Source organism: Fontibacterium abundans (SeqCode), assembly GCF_965235095.1.
Taxonomy (GTDB): domain Bacteria; phylum Pseudomonadota; class Alphaproteobacteria; order Pelagibacterales; family Pelagibacteraceae; genus Fontibacterium; species Fontibacterium abundans.
On record NZ_OZ249405.1, the window covers coordinates 58716 to 77997 of the forward strand.

The window sequence follows — 19282 nt, forward strand, 5'->3', positions numbered from 1 at the left end:
ATTATTTTTTGATTTCCTTTAAAATATAAGGGGCAAGATTTTTAGCAATTATTTTTACACCCTCGGCATTTGGATGTTTTCCATCTTCAATATTTAATTTCGGATTTAAAACAACCCCCTCTAATAAAAAAGGCATAAGCGTTAAATTATATTCTTTTGAAAGAGCTTTATAAATATCGTCAAAAGATTCCTTATAATTTTTTGCATAACTCTCAGGCGCAACAAATCCAGCAAGAACAATGGGTATATTCTTGTTTTTGATACTCTTTATTATTTGATTTAAATTTTCTTTAATTTCTTTTGGTTCAATTCCTCTCAACATATCATTCGCTCCTAAACCTAATACAATAAGGTCTGCTTTATCTTGTAGAGTCCATTGAATACGATTAAGGCCACCACGCGTTGTATCTCCACTTACGCTTGCATTAATAACTTCACTTTCAACTTTAAGATTCTTTAGTTCCAATTTTAAAACTTCAGACAAATGATATGGCTTAGAAAGACCATAACCCGCCATTAAACTGTCGCCAAAGAGAACAATTTGCATTCTTGCAAAAGCTTCAGATTTAAATATGAAGAAGAAGAGAAAAAAAAATATTGATAAAAATTTTTTCATGTCTGATTTATTAGAGTTACAAGATATTCATTTAAATTACAAAACGGAAAGTACCGCAGTTGAAGTTATTCGAGGCGTTAGTTTAAAGATAAATAGTAACGAGTCTGTGGCTATTGTCGGAAAAAGTGGTTCCGGAAAGACAAGTTTAATTATGTTAATCGCGGGCCTTGAGCGACCCAATTCCGGTAAAATAATATTTGAAGGTGAAGATATAAGTCAATATTCCGAAGACCGATTAGCAGATATCAGAAAGAGAAAAATTGGGATCGTGTTTCAGTCTTTTTATTTAATTCCAAATTATACAGCATTAGAGAATGTTTCTTTAGTACTAGAGATTAACAAGGTTCCAGATGCGAAAAAGAAATCAATGGAACTGTTAGAACAATTTGGATTAAAGGATCGTATCAATCATTTTCCAAGTCAATTATCAGGAGGCGAACAACAACGAGTTGCTATTGCAAGATCCATTGTTTTAAATCCAAAACTTATTTTAGCTGATGAACCAAGTGGGAATTTAGATAGTGAAAATTCAAAATTAATTATGAGTTTACTATTTAAGTATTGTAAACAAAATGGCTCAAGTCTTGTTCTTGTGACGCACGATCAAATGCTTGCAAAAGAGTGCGATAGAATTATTGAAATTAAAGATGGAAAAATTATTTAATTTTCAAGATTTTAAATATTCAATTCGAGACCTTACAAGAAGTTATAAGAAAATTTCGACTATTATTTTTACACTATTCATAAGTTTATTTGTTTTAAGCATCATCATTAGTCTCGAATACTCTCTAAAAAAAGAACTCAACTCTAATGCTAAAATATTATTAGGGGGTGATCTTGAAATTAATACTCGAAATGAAAAAGTAAATGATGAATATTTAAATCAGCTAAAAAAACTTGGCGATGTATCGTCAACAGTTGAATTTAGTACAATGCTTGCAGATTCTAAAAAGCAGAATGCAAAAACCTTTTTTATTAGATTAAAAGCGGTAGATGATAAATATCCTCTATATGGCAATGTAGAGTCTTTTCCTAAAGACGCTTTAAATTTATTACAAAAAACTCCTAATAGTATTGTAGTTAATAAAAAAATCTTCGAGACATTAAATCTAAAAACTAATGATGTTGTTTATATAAAGCAGTCACTATTTAAAGTAGTTGGCTACGTTGAAACTGTGCCAGACCTTGGTAGAGCACTGCTGTTTGGTGATTTTGCAATTGTTAGTACTAATTCATTTTTAAAATTAAATATAAATACTTTAGGTAGTTTTATAAATTATGAGTACAGGCTTAAAGCGTACAATGAATCTTTAAATATTAAAGATCAGGTAACAAATCTTACTAAAAAATACCCTTCGTATAGTGTTCGTTTTCCTGAAAATTCATCAAATAATTTAAAAAAACTAATTGATAATTTTTCTCAGTTTCTTTCTTTAGTTTCTATTAGTGCAATGTTGATTGCAGGAATCGGCATTTCAAACACACTTATTTCTTTTATTAATCAAAAAAATATTAGCATTGCTATTATGAAATCGCTTGGCTTTACTTCAAGCACGATTAAAAAAATATTCTATTTTGAAATTTTTACCGTACTTTTTTCAATCTCAATTCTCTCTTATTTATTAGCAGTTTTAAGCGTTCCCGTTGTTAATGTTTTTCTATCAAAAACCTTAGGAATAGCTGTTCATAGTGAGTTTGTTTTAAAGAATTTTCTCAAAGTATTTTTAAGTGGATTTTTAGTAGTTGTTATTTTTTGTCTGCCAACAATTTCAGCAATTCAACAAATCAAACCTAGCAGTTTATTTAGAAATGTATTTCAAGCTTGTGATTTTTATTTTAATAAAAAAAATATTTCTTTAATTATTTTATCAATAATTGGACTTATTCTTTTATTCGCATTAGACAGTCAAAAACCTCTTTATACTGTAGGATATTTTTTTATATTTTTTCTTATTTGCCTTACGCTTTATGCCTTATCTAGAATTATTATTTTTTATTTAAGAAAAATTAAATTTATAGATTTTTTACCACTGCGACTTGCAGTTAAAAATATAACAAATCCTAAAACAATTTTTCCAATTACAGTTTTATCTTTAGGATTAGGGGTTACTTTATTATTATCGTTAACTTTAGTTGGTTATAATTTTAAAAAAGAAGTTGAAAAATCAATACCTGAAATAGCACCCGATTATTTTTTTGTCAGCGTTCAGGACACAGAAAAAGATAAATTTGTTAAGTATCTTAAAAATAATGACCCCAATACTTTAATCGATATGATGCCAATTGTTTCAGCATCAGTAACCAAGATAAATAAAAAAGATCCTTTAACGTATATTAAATCGACTAATGATTCATATTGGGTTTTAGAAAGAGACAGAAGAATATCTTGGTCTGATGCACCTCCAAAAGATAATCCAATTACTGAAGGAATGTGGTTTGATAACAATTCTAAGGAAATGCAAATTTCTTTAGATGCTAAAGTTGCAAAAGATTTAAACATTAAACTTAATGATAGTATGAGTTTGAAAATTTACGGGAGAGACGTTGAGGGAAAAGTTGTAAACTTTAGAAAAGTTGATTATCGAGATTTATCTATAAATTTCGTAATTCTCATTAATCCAAAATTTGCAGTCAACATTCCACACGAATATATCGCAACTGCAAAATTTAGTAGTGCTATTAATTTTAAAGAGGGAACTTTTTTACAAAACTTTAAAAATATTTCAGCTATTAAAGTTTCTAATTATCTTGGAAAGATTACAGAGATCGTTAATAAAATATTTATAGCAGTAACCGTGATATCATCCGTTGCCGTTATCATTGGATTAATGGTTATTTCATCTGCAGTTATTGTTCAGGCAAGACTTGGTATTTATCAGAATTTAATCTTTAAAATTTTAGGTATAAATACAAATAATTTAATTTCAGCAAGCGTTATTGAATTTTTAATTACATTCTTTTCAATTGTTTTTATTGCTTTACTGTTTTCAGTTGGTGTTTCTTATTTTGTAATTGAAACAATCTTTAGATTAAGTTGGAGCTTAGAAATTATTAATTCTGCGTTAGTTTTATTATTAATCGGCATCCTTACAATTGTATTGATTTTGTTTAACAACTATAGATTTTTAAGTCCAAAAGTTTATCCATTAGTTAGAAATGAATAATTCTAAGATTTAATTATTAATGAAAAACATTGCAATAATTGGCGCTGGATTTTCAGCTGCATCGCTTTCTTATTTTATAAAAAAAGATTTAGATATTTACGAAAAATCTAGAGGCGCAGGAGGACGTTGTTCAACTCGAAGAGTTGAAAATGTTGGGTTATTTGATCACGGTCTTCAATATATTAAGAGCCCAAGTTCTGAATTTAAGAAGATGTTAAACGATTATAGCGTTTGGAAAGGAAACTTTAAAATATTTGAAAATAACCAACTTAAAAATGATGAAGATAAAGAGAGAATTATTCATGAAAACGGTAACAGTACATTAGTAAAAAATTTATTTAAAAATAATGAAAATATATTTGTAAATAAAGAATTAAAAAGTATTGAAAAAAAATCAGATTATTTACAGTTAACTTTTAAAGACGATACACAAGAACAATATAAAACAGTCATTATCACAGCGCCTTTTCAGCAAGCCTATAATTTAACCAAACAATTTAGTGAAAATTATTTCTCAAAGTTTAATTTTTCAATGCAGCCAAATCTTACAGTGATGGTTGCTTTAAACAAAAGTCTAAACCTTGATTTAAGTGCTATTAGTTTTGAAAATGATGATGTTTTAGGTTTTGCTGCAAATGAGAATACTAAAAAGAAAGATTTAATTAATAAAGATTTAGAATTGTGGACTATTCAATCCTCACTGAAATATTCAATCAAAAACATAATGAACTACCGTAATAATAAAAAAACTTTAATTGATGAAACATTAAAAAATTTTTCTAATAAATTGAAAATAAATATTAGCAAAGACCAAATACATTATAGTGATATTCATGGTTGGCTTTATGCTTATAATCTAAATACAGCAGCTCCTAATTGTTATTGGGATAAAGATCTAAGGCTTGGTATTTGTGGTGATTGGTTTTCAGGAAATAATGCTGAGAGCGCCTTTTTTAACGCAAAATATTTAGCTAACTTAATTTAAATTATTTTTGACTTTTAATTTCTTCGACTTCTTTTTTTAGTTTGTCTATTTGAGTCATTAAATCATCCATATTTTTTTCTTGTTTTGGAGCTGGATTTTTAGTTTCATTTTTTTGTCCAAAGTTGAAAAAATTAAAATCTGCAAAATTTGGAAAATTTTTTGCAAAGATATTATTAGAATTAGCAGAATTCATAGTAGTATTTAAAAAATCAAACATCATGTTATTTTTTTTATTTTCATTAAATAAAATAATTTGTTTTAAAATATGAGATGGAATTAAATTTATCCCAGCATTTTCTTTCTCTAATATAATCTGTGTTAAGATACTCGACGTAATGTCAGTTTGAGTGTCTACATCTACTACTTTAAAATCTAACTCTTTTTTGATTAAAGTTACGATATCGTCTAAAGTAATATAAGCGCTAGTTTCAGTATTATATAATCTGCGATTTGAATATTTTTTAATTTCTATCATGATTGTTTTACATATTGTCCTGGAGCTTCATACAGCACTTCAAAGTTTGTTGCATTAAGTTCTGAAGGTTTTTTAAATTCGCCCGAGTTCACTGCAAGCCATGAAATCCAAATTGGCCACCATGAACCTTCAACTTTTTTTGTACTATTAAACCATTCATCTTGAGTTTTACCTTTTTCAAATTTCTTTGTGTAAAAGTGAAGCTTTCCAGGCTTGTTCTCAGTTCCTTGAATGATACCAGCAATATGTCCTGAGTTTGATAAGACAAAATTAATGTGTGAATTATATGCATTTAATCCTTGATATACAGATCGCCAAGGAGCGATATGATCTTCTGTGGTTGCAACGGAAAACATCGGTGTATCAATCTTAGATAGATCAATTTCTACATCACCAATTTTATATTTATTTTTTACAATTAAATTATTTAAGTACATGCAGCGTAAATATTCAGAGTGCATTTTTTCTGGAAGTCGTGTGGAGTCAGAATTCCAGTGCAACATATCAAAAGCGGTAGGCTCATTGCCAAGTAAGTAGTTGTTAACTACATAATTCCAGTACAAATCAGCAGGCCTTAAAAAATTAAATGCAGCAGCCATGTCCTTGCCATCAAAGTATCCAGTTTTTTTCATTTGTTGCTCAATACTTGTAATTTGTTCTTCAGTAATAAAAATTCCAATCTCTCCTGGATCTTCAAAGTCAATTAAGCTTGCAAAATAAGTGGCAGTAGAAATTTTATATTTATTTGGAATAACTTTTAAATAAGCAAGAGCCAGCGATGCTAAAGTTCCGCCAACACAATATGAAGCAATATTTGCGGCATTAGATCCTGTCTTTTCACAAGTAACTCTTAAAGCCTCCAATACTCCATCTTCAATATATTCTTTAAAGGAAACGTTTCTTGAGCTTGCATCTGGATTTTTCCATGAGATTAAAAAAGTGTTAAACTTTTTATCAATTAAATATTTCATCATGGATTTTTTATCATTTAGATCCATAATGTAATATTTGTTAATAAACGGAGGAATTACCAACATCGGTTTTGCATACTGTTGATCAGTTGAGCAATCGTATTGAATGAGTTCAAATAGATTATTTTTAAATATAACTTTGCCTTTTGTTGTCGCTAAATTTTTACCAATTTCAAATTCACCAGCTTTAGATTGTTGAATAAAAAGCTTATTAGGATGTTTTTCATAATCCTTTTTATAATTTTCATAACCTTTTGCTAAATTATTTCCTTTTTCATCAACAGTTTTTTTTAAAACTTCTGGATTTGTAAAAGCAAAATTTGACGGAGATAACGCGCTGTTTAATTGTTTTAAATAAAATTGCATTAAACGTTTATCTTTTGGATCTTTAAACTCTACATTCTCAATTAAATTATTTAAAAAATTTGAGGTAATTAAATAAAATTGTTTAATAAAATCAAAAAATAAGTTTGATTTCCACTCCTCATTGGAGAATCTTTTATCAGTTTTTTCTTCGAACACGATGGGATTTGCCATGCCCCCTGATGCACGAGTTACAAAATAGAAGTTTAAATTTGCAATTTGTGAAATCCATTTATTTAACTGATCAAAGTAAATATTTGGATTTTGCTGAATGCCTGTTTGAAAATTTTTAAATGACTCCATCATCTTGTTCATTGTTGGAGCAATTAAATTAGATAAATCGTTGATAGTAAAATTGTTACTATTTTGGTTGTTAGTGTTGAAAGAAGGGAAGTTATTTTGAATTGTTCCTAAATTTTTAAATGAGTCTACATACTGATTATAAATTTTCAGATTGTTTTCAAATACACTACTTAGATCCTCAAAATTAATCTTATCAGGCTGCTTATCTTTTTCTTTTTTTGTCATTTAAGTTTCTAATAATAGCCTAATAATTATCCTGAGAGCAACAACCTATATGTGCTTATGCAATATATAAATATTGCAAACGCAAAAGAAAAAAGCCATTAAAATCAATAATTTAACTAAAATTAGCGTTTAATCACTTGAAATATATTGCAGTGCAACATATATGCAATCTATTAAATAAACAAGGAGTAATAATGATGAACAACATAAACAACCCTTTTGAATTCTTTGATTTTCAAAAGATGTTAGCAGCTCTTAAAGTACCAACAGTAGATGGTAATTCTGAAAATTTAATCAATGCTCAGAAAAAAACTTTAGAAACATTTGCTAATGCATCTAAAGTATTATTTGAAGGCTACAATGCGCTTGCTAAAAAGCAAATAGAAGTACTTAACAAAGCTATTTCTAGCGCTAAAGATGCTACTTCTGAATTAGCTAAGGGAAACCCTCAGCAATCAGCTGGCAAATCTATCGAATTGATCCAAGAATCAATCGTTGAAGCTCAAAATATTGCTACTGATTTCTCTAAAATTGCAGAAAAAACTGCAAAAGAATCTTTTGAAATTCTTAATAAAAGACTTTTAGAAGGTTTAACAGAAATCAAAAAAGTTATCGAAGACGAAGGTAAAAAAGCTTCAGTTAAAAACTAATATTAGTTTTTAAACAAAATTTAGAAGGTTTGGTTCTTATATATCCCCTTATTTAGGCCAAACCTCTCTAAAATACTCCAAAATCTCCCTAGTAATTTAAAAACCTCTTTAGTATAATTTTCCTCATATTTAATTCATTGGGGGTCAAAGAATGTCCAAAGTTGCTTTAGTCACAGGTGGCACAAGAGGAATAGGTGCTGCAATTGCAAAAAAATTAAAAGAGGATGGTTTTAAAGTTGTTTGCACTTATGTTGGCAGAGATGAACCAGCTCAAGAATTTACCAAACTAACCGGAATAGAAGTTTTCAAATTTGATGTGGCTTATTTTGAAAGCTGCAAGTCTGCAATTGTTGAAATTGAAAAAAAATATGGCGACGTTGAAATCGTTATCAATAATGCCGGAATTACCAAAGATCGTTTCTTGCATAAAATGGCACCAGAGGAATGGAATGCAGTTATTAATACAAATCTAAATTCTCTTTTTAATATTTGCCGAAATGTAATTGAAAAAATGCGAGCTAAAAATTTTGGTAGAATTGTATCTTTAAGTTCAATTAATGGATTAAAAGGACAGGTTGGACAAACAAACTATTCAGCAGCAAAAGCGGGTATCATTGGTTTCTCAAAAGCACTTGCATTAGAGAATGCAAATAAAGGAATAACAATTAATGTTATAGCACCAGGTTACGTTGGCACTGATATGGTTAAAAAGATTGATCCTGCAATTTTAAAGGGAATCGTATCTCAAATTCCAGTTGGAAGATTAGCAGAGCCTACAGAAATTGCTGCCTTGGCAAGTTATTTAGTTAGTGATAAAGCAGGCTTCATTACAGGCGCTACCTTTTCAATTAATGGTGGCCAGTACATGCAGTAATAATAAAAAGGAAAAATAAATATAATGAATGATAACGATATAGTCATAACTAGTGCGGTGCGTACAGCGGTTGGTTCTTTTGGAGGATCACTGTCATCTTTAACAGCTGCACAATTAGGTGCTCACGTAATTAAAAAATCTATAGAAAATTCTGAAATTAAACCTGAAGACGTTGATATGGTCTATATGGGACAAGTTTTAACAGCAGGTGCTGGACAAAATCCAGCGCGACAAGCAGCAATCCATGCAGGAATTCCAGCAGATAAAACTGCAACCACAATCAATCAAGTTTGTGGTTCAGGACTTGCATCTGTTGCACTGGCTTATAATTCGATCAAGTGTGGTGATGGAAATATTATTATCGCAGGTGGACAAGAAAGTATGAGTAACTCACCTCATTTTATTAATCTTCGAAATGGAATCAAGATGGGTGATGGTAAAATACAAGACTCAATGATCATCGACGGTCTTTGGGATATTTATAATCAATATCACATGGGAGTTACTGCAGAAAATGTTGCACAAAAATATCAAATTACACGACAAGACCAAGATACTTTTGCAGCAGCATCACAAAGAAAAGCAATTGATGCAATTAAAGCAAAAAAATTTAAAGATGAAATCGTACCCATCACTGTAAAAATGAAAAAAGAAGATGTGGTATTTGACAGAGATGAATATCCAAAAGATGGCACGACAGTTGAAAAACTTGCAAACTTAAAACCAGCTTTTAAAAAAGACGGAACGGTGACAGCAGGAAATGCATCAGGACTTAATGATGGCGCCGCTGCACTTTGTTTGATGTCAGGAAAAACTGCAAAAGCTAGAGGCATAGAACCTCTTGCAAAAATTGTATCATGGGCACAGTGTGGAGTTGATCCAACTATTATGGGAACAGGTCCAATTCCAGCATCAAAGCTTGCGCTAAAAAAAGCAGGTTGGGGTGAAGATGAATTAGATTTAATTGAAGCAAACGAAGCATTCGCCGCACAAGCAATTGCAGTGAATAAAGAAATGGGTTGGACTGCTGATAAAGTAAATGTGAATGGTGGTGCAATTGCAATCGGTCATCCAATTGGTGCATCGGGGGCTCGAATTTTAACAACGTTAATTCACGAAATGATTAAATCTCATTCAAAGAGAGGACTTGCTACACTTTGTATTGGTGGCGGAATGGGAATTGCAATGTGTATTGAACGTAATTTTATTGATCACAAATAGTTTCTTTAATGGAATTTAAAAACATTAAAGTAAGATCTGAACAAGCTATTGGCTATGTTCAAATTGATAGAGTTACTGAAAAAAATTCTTTAGATATCGAAACGTCAAAAGAAATTTTAAAAGCACTACAAAACTTTGATCAGGATAATGCCATCAAATGTATTGCTATTGAAGGTAATCAAAAACTATTCTCACCAGGCGCTGATATTAAAGAACTTCAAAATTTGACAAAAAATAAAGCTGCAGAGCAAAAGCTTTTCGATGCCTTTGATGAAATCTATAATATTAAAAAACCAGTTATTGCTTTAGTTGAAGGCTATGCTTTAGGAGGCGGGATGGAACTTGCACTCATTTGTGATTTTATTATTGCATCTGAGAATGCAAAATTTGGACAACCGGAAGTTAATCTAGGACTAATTCCTGGAATTGGGGGCACACAAAGACTTAAAAGATCTGCAGGAAAATATAATGCAAATTATTTATGTATGACGGGTGAGATTATTTCAGCACAACAGGCCCACAATACAGGCTTTGTTAGCGTTGTTTTAAAAGCTGAGGAATTTAAAGAAGGCGCAATGAAAATATTAAAATCAATTTCGGAAAAACCTCTTTCAAGTCTAGTTGAAATTAAAAGATTAATTAATAAAGACGCTTCGTTAAAAGATGAAAGACAAACTTTTTATAAGCTTCTTGATGGTGAAAATAAATACATTGGTATAAAAAGTTTTTTTGAAAAAACAAAGCCTGAGTGGAAATAGTTTTAAATTATTTCTTACGAGTATGTATGCCTAAAAAAGAGTAGGCAGGGCAAAATTTAAAAACTCCGCTTACGATAAATCCAATTGCAAGCCATCCCCAAGCACTAATAATATTTAAAGCAGTTAGAGTTAAAATTACAACTCCAATAACAATTCTAGAAACTCTATCAATGCTACCAATGTTTATTCTCATATTATCTCTTTTGTTAATTTAAATTTTAAAGTTTCTTTTTTTCAAACCATTTAAATAAAAATAATACAGCAAATGTAAAGACAATTACAACCATCCAATGGGAAGCGCCAAGGATATCAGCAACTCCAACTTTGCCTATGTCAGCCCAAGATAAAACTGTATTTTTTAAGAACGGATAAATTTCAGCATAAATTGCAGCACCAATAATCATTCCCAAAGCACCAAATGCAGCGTGCCATCTTCCTTCACCAATTGCACCCACAGATGTTCCAGGACAAAACCCCATTACTGCCCAACCTATTCCAAATAAAGCTCCACCAATTAACACACCACCAAAGTTCATTGATTTGTGAGCTAATGTAATAATTCCCATATCTTGAAGAAGTAAAATTCCACACATGCCAACAAGAATGGATGACAACATAAATTTTAAAATTGTCATATCCTGAAGTAACATCGCACCAATTTGTTTTTCATAACGCAATACTCGAGCGCGCTGTAATATGAAACCAAAAGCGACACCAGTTAAAAGTCCTAAAATTTGTTCAATAGTCATAATTATAATTTTTTGTAAATAAAGTTAGCAACTAATATTCCAAATCCAAAAAACATTGCCATTGCAAAAAATGAACTTAATGAAAGTTGCATCATTCCGCTCAAACCGTGTCCGCTTGGACAACCATCAGCAAGTCTTGCTCCAATCATTGCAACAATTCCACCAAGCACAGAGAAGATTGCTCTTTTAACAACAGAGCCACCAAATTTTTGTTTCCATACTGGAGGTACAGATTCTAATTTAAAACTTTTATCTAATTTTGATGAAATGAAAGCGCCAATCAATACGCCAATGATCACAAAAAATTGCCAGTCTAATTTAACTTTTTCTTTGGCATAATAAATATTTTCAGCCACATGCTCAGGATCAATAGTTTGAAATAAAAATCCTGCAGCTCGAACAAATGTTGTTGAAGCACCAAGGTATGTACTTTTTCCTAAAAGGGTTGTTGTTAAATAAACTGATGCGATTGCAAGTAAGCCAAGATAAATTCCAGCGACATAAGGATTCCAGCCTTTATTTTTTTCTTTAACTTCTGGAATGTTAATTTTCATAAAGATGCTATGTGACTACTCTCATTTTAAATCTTTCACAAAGAACAAATTAACGCATAATTTTTGTGCGTTTAAAAAATAGCATTCATTGACTTTATTCTATCGAATGGCTAGAACAAAACAAGAACATATTTGCTATGAAAATACCAGTAATATTGCAGAAAGTATCAGCAGGTTTCCCATCACCAGCTACAGATTATGTTCAAGATGAAATCGATTTAAACAGCGAGCTGATAAAAAATCCTCCAGCAACTTTTCTAATTCGAGTACAGGGCAACTCCATGACTGATCATAAAATTATAAATGGAGATTTATTAGTAGTGGATCGAAGTTTAAATTTAAAAAATGATTGTATTGCAATTATTAATTTTAATAACGAATTAGTTGTTAAAAATATTATTAAAGAGAACAATAATTTTTATATCAAAAACAAATTAGAGAAAATTTTAATTAATGAAAACTCAGACATCAATGTTTGGGGGATCGTAACGTACATTATTCATGCAGCCCATTAATAATAGAATTATCGCTTTAGTAGATTGTAATTCTTTTTATGTTTCCTGTGAGAGATTATTTAGACCTGATTTAAAAAGAAAACCCGTTGTGGTTTTATCTAATAATGATGGGTGCATTATCTCAAGATCAACTGAGGCAAAGCAAGCAGGCATTAAAATGGGGGAGCCTTATTTTAAAGCAAAGCCATTAATTGATAAATATAAAGTCTCAGTATTTTCATCTAATTACGAATTGTATGGTGATATGTCACGACGAGTGATGAAAATATTAAAAAACTTTTCACCAGATATTGAATTTTATTCAATTGATGAAGCATTTTTAGATTTAACAAATATTAAAATGGACAATGTTCAAGAATATATTTTGCATATTAGAAAAGTAATTTTACAGTGGACAGGGATTCCTGTTTCAATTGGCGCTGCAAATACTAAAACACTTGCAAAAATTGCAAATCATGTTGCAAAGAAAAATAAATTAGGAGTTGAGGAGTTTATTACCAAAGACAAAACTGAAGTGGATGAAATTTTAAAAACATTTCCTGTACAAGAAGTCTGGGGGATTGGCAGACAACTTTCTAAGTTTTTTAATAATAATAATTTTTATAATGCACATCAGCTTAAGTATGTTGATAATTATTGGGTTAGAAAAAATAGTAGTGTTGTAGTTTTAAAAACTATTCATGAACTGAATGGTATTTGTTGTTTTCCATTAAACTTTCAATATGTTGCAAGAAAGAATTGCTGCGTTTCAAGATCATTTGGAAAAACCATCGTTGACCTTAATGATTTAAAAGAGGCCATTGTTAATCATTGTATGACAGCAGCAGAGCGAATTAGATCAGAGGGATTAATTGTAAAATCAGTTTATGTATTCATTAAAACTAGCAGATTTAAAAAAGATTACGTATCACGAGTTCAAAAAGTAGATTTGCCTATTGCAACGAATAACACTTTAGAACTGACTAATGTGTGCGCAAAAGCTTTAGAAAATATCTACATTAAGGGTTATTTTTATAGCAAAGCAGGAGTTATTTTTTCAGATTTAAAACCTAAAGATCATTATGAAAAAAACTTATTTTCTGATCAAAATTTAAATTTAGATCATTTGATGAAGGTTATTGATCAAACCAATAGCAAATTTGGCAGAGGTGCGATTTCTGTTGCAGCAGCAAGATTAAATAATAACTCAAAAATGAATAGACGTTATTCATCTAAAATAGACACTTCATTTATAAAACTTGCCCCAAAGGTTAGGGCACATTAATTATTGATTGTAATGATCAATAAAGCAAAAGCCTTTATCATCCTCGGTAATCAACTTTTTTCACCCATTCATTTAAAAAGTTTTAAAGACCATCATTTCATGATGGCTGAAGATTATCAGTTATGTAGTTACGTTAAACATCACCGTCAGAAGATATTATTATTTTTATCAGCCATGCGCTCATACGCCGATGAGTTAAAAAAAGCTAATTTCTCACTAACCTATTTTGATTGTAAGCACGAATTATTTAAGAAAAGTTATGAAGATAAAATTTTAAACTTTTTAAATAAATTTAAAACAAAATACGTCAGCTTATTTGAAGTTGAAGATAAGTTTTTTGAAACTCAATTAATCAATTTTTTCAAAAAAAATAAAATCGAATATCATTTTATAAAATCGCCAATGTTTTTATCAACTAGAGATGATTTTAAAGAATATTTACAAAATAATAAAAAGCCATTCATGGCTAATTTTTACAAAATTCAAAGAATTAAATTTAATATTTTAATGAAGAGTAAGAATGAACCGCTTGGGGGTAAGTGGAGTTTTGATGAAGATAATAGAAATAAACTTGATCCTAAAGTTATAGTTCCAAAACATATTACCTTTAAAAAAACAAATCATACTGAGAATATTAAAAAATTCTTAGAGAAAAATTTTCTAGATCATCCAGGAGAAATTGAAAGTTTTAATTTTCCAACCACTCGAAAAGATACTTTAAATTTATATTTTGATTTTTTAAAAAATAAATTGAATTTATTTGGAGATTTTGAAGATGCCATCTCACACAAATCTCATATTTTATTTCACAGTATGTTAAGTCCGTTAATTAATTTAGGACTTCTAACACCAGAGCAAATTGTTAGCGAAACTTTAGCTTATGCAAAAACAAATAAAGTTAAACTAAATTGCCTTGAGGGATATCTTCGACAGATTATTGGTTGGCGTGAATTTATGCGCGGCATTTATCAAAATTATGAGAGCAAATTAGAAAATACTAATTTTTTTAAACATAATAAAAAGTTAACCAAAAGTTGGTATGAAGGAACTACTGGAATTGATCCTTTAGATCACACCATTAAAAACTGCATTCAATATGGCTGGAGCCATCACATTGAACGTTTGATGGTCGTTGCAAATATTATGAATCTTTCAGGTATCGAACCTAAGTCCGTTTATCGTTGGTTTATGGAAATGTATGTGGATTCATCGGATTGGGTGATGGCACCTAATGTTTATGGCATGGGTTTATTTAGTGATGGCGGAATTTTTGCAACTAAACCCTACATCTGTGCCTCTAGTTATTTACTTAAAATGAGTGATTTTAAACGAGGCGATTGGTGCGATACATTAGATGGATTGTATTGGCAGTTTATTGAAAAAAACAAAGTTTTCTTTGGTAAAAATTACAGACTGTCGATGATGGTTAAAATTTTAGAGAAAATGGATAAAGATAAAAAGAAAAGAATTTACTCTGCAGCTGATGATTTTATTAAAAAAAATACGAATTAAAAAACTTTAATTTATTCGTGCTCTCCACCCGGATCGTCTTTTGGTAATTTTGTTTGTTTACCGTTAATCCAAATGTTTTGTCTAGACCGCGTTGGTGTGTGATAGTTAGGATCCGTTCTAAATCTTCTGATATCCTTAAATTGTTGAAAGGTGTAATAGGCAACAAAAATTACAAGTAAATGGCCCAAAAACATCCCTAACCATCCATAGACAAACATAGGAACCGTAAACACCCAAACACTGAAAGCGGTGGACCAAAGAGCACTTAAAACAATTAATATTTGCAAACGAACTGTTTTAGGTAAAGCCCGTAAATCATTTTTAGTGTCATCAAATAAAACTGTCGCAGTGTTATGCATCCAATTACTAAAATCTTTAAACATATAACATTTATATATACACTGATTTTATGGATGGAAAAATAATTATTGTAGGCGCTACAGGCTACACAGGTTCTGCACTTGCAAAATCATTAAAAAAAGAAAATATCGACTGTCATTTAATAGGTAGAAATGAAGCAGAGCTGCAAAAATTAGCAAACGAAACGGGCCAGTCCTATTCGGTTTGTAGCAATGTTAGTGAGGAACAAAGTGTTAATGAAAGTTTAAGTTCAATTGCAAATGATAAAATTTTAGGCTTTGCATATTGCGTTGGTTCAATTGTTCTTAAATCTTTTCAAACTACAAAAACCGATGATTTTATAAATACATTTAATCTCAATGTATTAGGAGCCATTCATTTCATAAAAAAATTACAAAAACAGCTTGCAGAAAATAATGGTTCAATTGTTTTATTTTCAACAGTTGCAGTGGATCGAGGATTTAATATGCACTCCGTTATCTCATCTGCAAAAGGAGCTATTCAAGGACTAACCACATCACTAGCTGCAGAATTTGCACCAAAGATAAGAGTGAATTGTATAGCACCTAGTATTACCCAATCAAAAATGGCGAAACCAATTTTAGACAATGCGAGAATTGCAGAACAAATTCCTCTAAAGCATGCAATGAAGAGAGTAGGTAGTCCTGAGGATTTAGCTGAGACTGCAAAATTTTTATTACTACCAAATTCAAGCTGGATTACAGGACAAGTTATTCATGTGGATGGTGGAAAAATTAATTTAGAAACGTAATGACAATTTATTTAAAAATAATTTTATTTTTATTTTTAATTTGTTTTAAATCACAAGCTTTTGAAAACCCTAAAGTTAAAATAAATAATTTTTATATTCAAAAATACGAAGTAACCATTGCTGAGTTTTTGAATTTTTCAAATAAAAAAAATTTTAAAACTGAAGCTGAAAAACAAGGCTTTGGTTATGAGTATGGAGTGGGGTGGGAGAAGAGAAAAAATTGGAATTACAAAACTCCTTATGGAAAAAATCCTGAAAGTTTAACTGAACCCGCAGTTCATGTTAGTTATTTTGAGGCTGAGCAATATTGTAAATTTATAAATGGAAGGCTGCCAAGTTTTGCAGAATGGTCAACTGCAGCTTATACGCAAGTTTTAGATTCAAAAGTATTTGAGAAAAATAAAACTTACACTTATCCAAGTGGAGATAAAGCTGAGAAAATGAATTCAACAGATCTTCTTGCCTACAAAAAACATTACGACGTTTTAAAGTTACCAAAAGGAATTAATGGTTTAGTTGCTATGGGTGGAAATGTTTGGGAGTGGACAAAGGATAGAAAAGATAACTCTGCTTTAACCGCAGGTTCTTCTTGGTGGTATAGCTCAAGCAATACAACTAAAAGTGGAGCACAATTTAAAGCAGCTGATTTTTATGCCATATATGTTGGCTTTCGCTGTGCGTTTGAAAAATAGCCATAATTACTTTATATAAGCACATCATTAATGGATTTTTTTTCAGAAGAATTACGGATAACTCTCCAAATTATTTTAATCGATCTAGTGTTATCAGCTGATAACGCATTGATCATTGGAATGGCGGCATCGCAATTTGATCCAGCAATCCGAAAAAAAGTTTTAATCATCGGCACAGCCTTTGCCGTAGTTTTTAGAATAATATTCTCAGCAATGACTGCGTATTTGTTGCAGTTTGAAGGTATTCGAACTATTGGGGGGCTTTTACTATTTTGGGTGGCGTACAAATTATACGTAGATATTTTAAAGGAAAAAAAAGAAGCAAAAGATCTAAACAAGTATCAAGTTGATAAATCCGAAAGAAGTAATTTTAGAAAAGCTGTAACGACGGTGATTGTTGCAGATATCACTTTAAGTTTAGATAATGTGATCGCTGTTGCTGGAGCTGCTGGCACAAATTATGCTATGTTAATATTTGGTCTTGCACTAGCTATTATTCTAATGGTGACACTTGCCAATTATCTTTCTATTATTATTCAGAAACATAAATGGATAGGATGGCTCGGACTGCTATCAATCCTTTGGATTGCTGCTGGTTTAATTTGGGACGACATTCAGTTATTGCTTTAAAATTATTCAATGGAATTTTTTGCTGATGATTTAAGACTGACGATAAAGATCATATTAATTGATATGATTTTATCAGCAGATAACGCAATCGTTATTGGTCTGGTTGCCTCACAATTTGATCCTAAAATTAGACAAAAAGTTTTAATTATTGGAACCAGTCTTGCAGTTTTATTTAGAATATTATTTGCAGTTTTAGTTGCTTATTTTCTCCAATACAAGGGCGTGAGAACTTTTGGCGCAATTTTATTATTTTATATTGCTTACAAACTTTATGGGGATATTTTAAAAGATAATCCTGAACAGCAAGCAAAAATAAAAAAATCTCAGCTAATTAAAGAAAATGATAAAAAAAATTACTGGAGAGCTATTTTTACTATTGTAGTTGCAGATATGACTATTAGCTTTGATAATGTCATCGCAGTCGCGGGTGCTGCAAAGTCTAATTATACCTTACTTATTTTTGGTCTTACGCTTTCCGTTATCATGATGATCACTCTTGCTAATGCGATATCAAAATATTTACAAGAGCATAAATGGGTGGGTTGGCTTGGAATTTTATCTATTCTTTGGGTAGCTGTTGATTTAATTAGAGATGATTTTAAATTATTTTTTTAAACAAATTAGTAGAGCACTAGTTGTTCTATTAATTTTAAATACAAATATTATGGCAAATGAACAACCTGATTATACCGTTATAAAAAAAGATAATGAATTCGAAATTCGTCAATACACTAATTTTCTAACTGCAACGGTTGAAACCGAAGGTGAGCGTGATGATGCAATTGGTAAAGGTTTTAGAATTTTATTTAAATATATAAGCGGCGAAAATAAAAACAAAGAAAGTATCTCCATGACAGTACCAGTGATGCAAAAAAGCACAGGAAATAATAAATGGAATGTTTCATTTGTAGTTCCTAAAAAATTTAATCTACAAAACGTGCCACAACCCGATAATCAAAGTGTAAAAATTATAAACAACGCAAATCTTAAAGTGATCGTCATCACTTTTTCAGGTTTATTTAGTGACGCTAATATTAAAGAGAATGAAGCAAAGATTAGAAGTTATATAAAAGAAAAAGGATTAAAGATTGAAGAGCCAGCAATTTACGCAGGCTACAACGCACCTTGGACACTTTGGTTTTTAAAAAGAAATGAAGTTCTATTTAAACTGGTAAACTAAAAATATTTCACCGTAGAACTAAAGACGATCTAAGATACAACTAATAAAACAATCAAATAAAGCTTAATAATTTAGTTAAATTGAAGGATTGACTTATATGCATATCTATGTGAAAAGTGCATATCTGATATGCACGATTCGCAAATTAGATAAGTTAACATTAAATAAGGAGTTAAAATGCTAGAAGGATCAAAAGGCTTAATAGCTAAAAATTTTGAAAACAAGCAAAAGGAAAAGAATATAGATAATTTAAACCGCAACATGAAATCAGTTGATACCTACGGAAACGGCACAACAGGTTACAGAATTAAAAACGGTGTCAACGCCGGAAAAGTTGTTGGTCATATCCAAAGAGTAAAGTCCGAAATTTAAAGTTTTGTTTGCCTAGCGAAAGCTAGGTAAATCAAAATCCTATAGCACAACATCACAAAAGATCCCTTTTTTCTGAC

At 30.5% G+C, this 19282-nt stretch carries 23 protein-coding genes; 16 read left to right on the top strand and 7 right to left on the bottom strand.

Going from position 1 to position 19282, the window contains the following annotated elements; all coding sequences use genetic code 11:
• Position 1: 1 nt before the first annotated feature.
• On the bottom strand, positions 2 to 616 hold the full coding sequence (locus tag AC8GER_RS00315; RefSeq protein WP_506597997.1) for an arylesterase: 615 nt from the start codon (positions 614 to 616) through the stop codon (positions 2 to 4).
• Here AC8GER_RS00315 and AC8GER_RS00320 point away from each other — a divergent pair.
• From AC8GER_RS00320 to AC8GER_RS00330, 3 genes are read left to right on the top strand one after another with little or no spacing between them, the layout of a single operon-like run.
• Positions 615 to 1280, top strand: a complete 666-nt coding sequence (locus tag AC8GER_RS00320) for an ABC transporter ATP-binding protein (protein ID WP_029166892.1) — start codon at positions 615 to 617, stop codon at positions 1278 to 1280. The genes AC8GER_RS00315 and AC8GER_RS00320 overlap by 2 nt on opposite strands.
• Positions 1264 to 3780: an ABC transporter permease gene (locus AC8GER_RS00325; protein ID WP_506597998.1), complete on the top strand. Its 2517-nt coding sequence runs from the start codon at positions 1264 to 1266 to the stop codon at positions 3778 to 3780. The genes AC8GER_RS00320 and AC8GER_RS00325 overlap by 17 nt, the downstream gene beginning before the upstream one ends.
• Positions 3781 to 3799: 19 nt before the next feature.
• On the top strand, positions 3800 to 4765 hold the full coding sequence (locus AC8GER_RS00330; protein WP_506597999.1) for an NAD(P)/FAD-dependent oxidoreductase: 966 nt from the start codon (positions 3800 to 3802) through the stop codon (positions 4763 to 4765).
• 1 nt (position 4766) lies between these two features.
• Here the strand turns inward: AC8GER_RS00330 and AC8GER_RS00335 are convergent, their stop codons facing one another.
• Complete coding sequence (locus tag AC8GER_RS00335) at positions 4767 to 5240, bottom strand: polyhydroxyalkanoate synthesis regulator DNA-binding domain-containing protein (RefSeq protein WP_506598000.1); 474 nt, start codon at positions 5238 to 5240, stop codon at positions 4767 to 4769.
• Positions 5237 to 7102 (bottom strand): PHA/PHB synthase family protein, encoded by a 1866-nt coding sequence (locus tag AC8GER_RS00340; protein ID WP_506598001.1) that lies wholly within the window; start codon positions 7100 to 7102, stop codon positions 5237 to 5239. Before AC8GER_RS00340 ends, AC8GER_RS00335 begins: the two co-directional genes overlap by 4 nt.
• Before the next feature lie 194 nt (positions 7103 to 7296).
• Between AC8GER_RS00340 and AC8GER_RS00345 the strand changes: the two genes are divergently transcribed.
• The 4 genes from AC8GER_RS00345 (at position 7297) to AC8GER_RS00360 (ending at position 10605) form a co-directional block, all read left to right on the top strand.
• The gene (locus AC8GER_RS00345; RefSeq protein ID WP_029792924.1) at positions 7297 to 7752 is read left to right on the top strand and encodes a phasin family protein; all 456 of its coding nucleotides are present in this window, start codon (positions 7297 to 7299) and stop codon (positions 7750 to 7752) included.
• A 151-nt stretch (positions 7753 to 7903) separates the two neighbouring features.
• Positions 7904 to 8626 carry an acetoacetyl-CoA reductase gene (gene phbB / locus AC8GER_RS00350; protein WP_506598002.1) on the top strand — a complete coding sequence of 241 codons (723 nt, stop codon included), beginning with the start codon at positions 7904 to 7906 and terminating at the stop codon, positions 8624 to 8626.
• Positions 8627 to 8650: 24 nt separating this feature from the next.
• Positions 8651 to 9847, top strand: coding sequence for an acetyl-CoA C-acetyltransferase (locus AC8GER_RS00355; RefSeq protein WP_506598003.1), 1197 nt, complete (start codon positions 8651 to 8653; stop codon positions 9845 to 9847).
• An 8-nt stretch (positions 9848 to 9855) separates the two neighbouring features.
• Positions 9856 to 10605, top strand: coding sequence for an enoyl-CoA hydratase/isomerase family protein (locus AC8GER_RS00360; RefSeq protein WP_506598004.1), 750 nt, complete (start codon positions 9856 to 9858; stop codon positions 10603 to 10605).
• 7 nt (positions 10606 to 10612) lie between these two features.
• Here AC8GER_RS00360 and AC8GER_RS00365 read toward each other — a convergent pair whose 3' ends face one another.
• The 3 genes from AC8GER_RS00365 to AC8GER_RS00375 are packed head-to-tail and all read right to left on the bottom strand — an operon-like array spanning position 10613 to position 11908.
• Positions 10613 to 10798: a YgaP family membrane protein gene (locus tag AC8GER_RS00365; protein WP_506598005.1), complete on the bottom strand. Its 186-nt coding sequence runs from the start codon at positions 10796 to 10798 to the stop codon at positions 10613 to 10615.
• A gap of 25 nt (positions 10799 to 10823) precedes the next feature.
• Positions 10824 to 11354, bottom strand: coding sequence for a YeeE/YedE thiosulfate transporter family protein (locus AC8GER_RS00370; protein WP_506598006.1), 531 nt, complete (start codon positions 11352 to 11354; stop codon positions 10824 to 10826).
• Positions 11355 to 11356: 2 nt separating this feature from the next.
• Entirely contained in the window at positions 11357 to 11908 is a 552-nt protein-coding gene (locus AC8GER_RS00375) for a YeeE/YedE thiosulfate transporter family protein (protein ID WP_506598007.1), read from the bottom strand.
• Positions 11909 to 12045: 137 nt separating this feature from the next.
• Here AC8GER_RS00375 and AC8GER_RS00380 point away from each other — a divergent pair, with 137 nt between their 5' ends.
• Genes AC8GER_RS00380 through AC8GER_RS00390 form a run of 3 tightly spaced genes read left to right on the top strand, consistent with a single transcriptional unit; the run spans position 12046 to position 15199 of the window.
• On the top strand, positions 12046 to 12423 hold the full coding sequence (locus AC8GER_RS00380) for a LexA family protein (RefSeq protein ID WP_506598008.1): 378 nt from the start codon (positions 12046 to 12048) through the stop codon (positions 12421 to 12423).
• Entirely contained in the window at positions 12410 to 13687 is a 1278-nt protein-coding gene (locus AC8GER_RS00385) for a Y-family DNA polymerase (RefSeq protein WP_506598009.1), read from the top strand. Before AC8GER_RS00380 ends, AC8GER_RS00385 begins: the two co-directional genes overlap by 14 nt.
• A gap of 12 nt (positions 13688 to 13699) precedes the next feature.
• Complete coding sequence (locus AC8GER_RS00390) at positions 13700 to 15199, top strand: cryptochrome/photolyase family protein (RefSeq protein WP_506598010.1); 1500 nt, start codon at positions 13700 to 13702, stop codon at positions 15197 to 15199.
• Between the two features lie 11 nt (positions 15200 to 15210).
• On the opposite strand, the gene AC8GER_RS00395 is transcribed toward AC8GER_RS00390, so the two are convergent.
• Positions 15211 to 15558, bottom strand: coding sequence for a hypothetical protein (locus AC8GER_RS00395; protein WP_506598011.1), 348 nt, complete (start codon positions 15556 to 15558; stop codon positions 15211 to 15213).
• Between the two features lie 50 nt (positions 15559 to 15608).
• Here AC8GER_RS00395 and AC8GER_RS00400 point away from each other — a divergent pair, with 50 nt between their 5' ends.
• From AC8GER_RS00400 to AC8GER_RS00425, 6 genes are all read left to right on the top strand, one after another.
• Positions 15609 to 16331, top strand: a complete 723-nt coding sequence (locus AC8GER_RS00400) for an SDR family NAD(P)-dependent oxidoreductase (RefSeq protein WP_506598012.1) — start codon at positions 15609 to 15611, stop codon at positions 16329 to 16331.
• On the top strand, positions 16331 to 17023 hold the full coding sequence (locus AC8GER_RS00405; RefSeq protein WP_506598013.1) for a formylglycine-generating enzyme family protein: 693 nt from the start codon (positions 16331 to 16333) through the stop codon (positions 17021 to 17023). Before AC8GER_RS00400 ends, AC8GER_RS00405 begins: the two co-directional genes overlap by 1 nt.
• A gap of 30 nt (positions 17024 to 17053) precedes the next feature.
• Entirely contained in the window at positions 17054 to 17653 is a 600-nt protein-coding gene (locus tag AC8GER_RS00410; protein ID WP_506598014.1) for a YjbE family putative metal transport protein, read from the top strand.
• A 9-nt stretch (positions 17654 to 17662) separates the two neighbouring features.
• Positions 17663 to 18268: a YjbE family putative metal transport protein gene (locus AC8GER_RS00415; RefSeq protein WP_506598015.1), complete on the top strand. Its 606-nt coding sequence runs from the start codon at positions 17663 to 17665 to the stop codon at positions 18266 to 18268.
• On the top strand, positions 18246 to 18833 hold the full coding sequence (locus tag AC8GER_RS00420) for an SOUL family heme-binding protein (RefSeq protein ID WP_506598016.1): 588 nt from the start codon (positions 18246 to 18248) through the stop codon (positions 18831 to 18833). Before AC8GER_RS00415 ends, AC8GER_RS00420 begins: the two co-directional genes overlap by 23 nt.
• Positions 18834 to 19010: 177 nt before the next feature.
• A complete protein-coding gene (locus AC8GER_RS00425; protein WP_029016248.1) occupies positions 19011 to 19205 on the top strand; it encodes a hypothetical protein in 195 nt (64 codons plus the stop codon).
• Positions 19206 to 19282 lie beyond the last annotated feature (77 nt).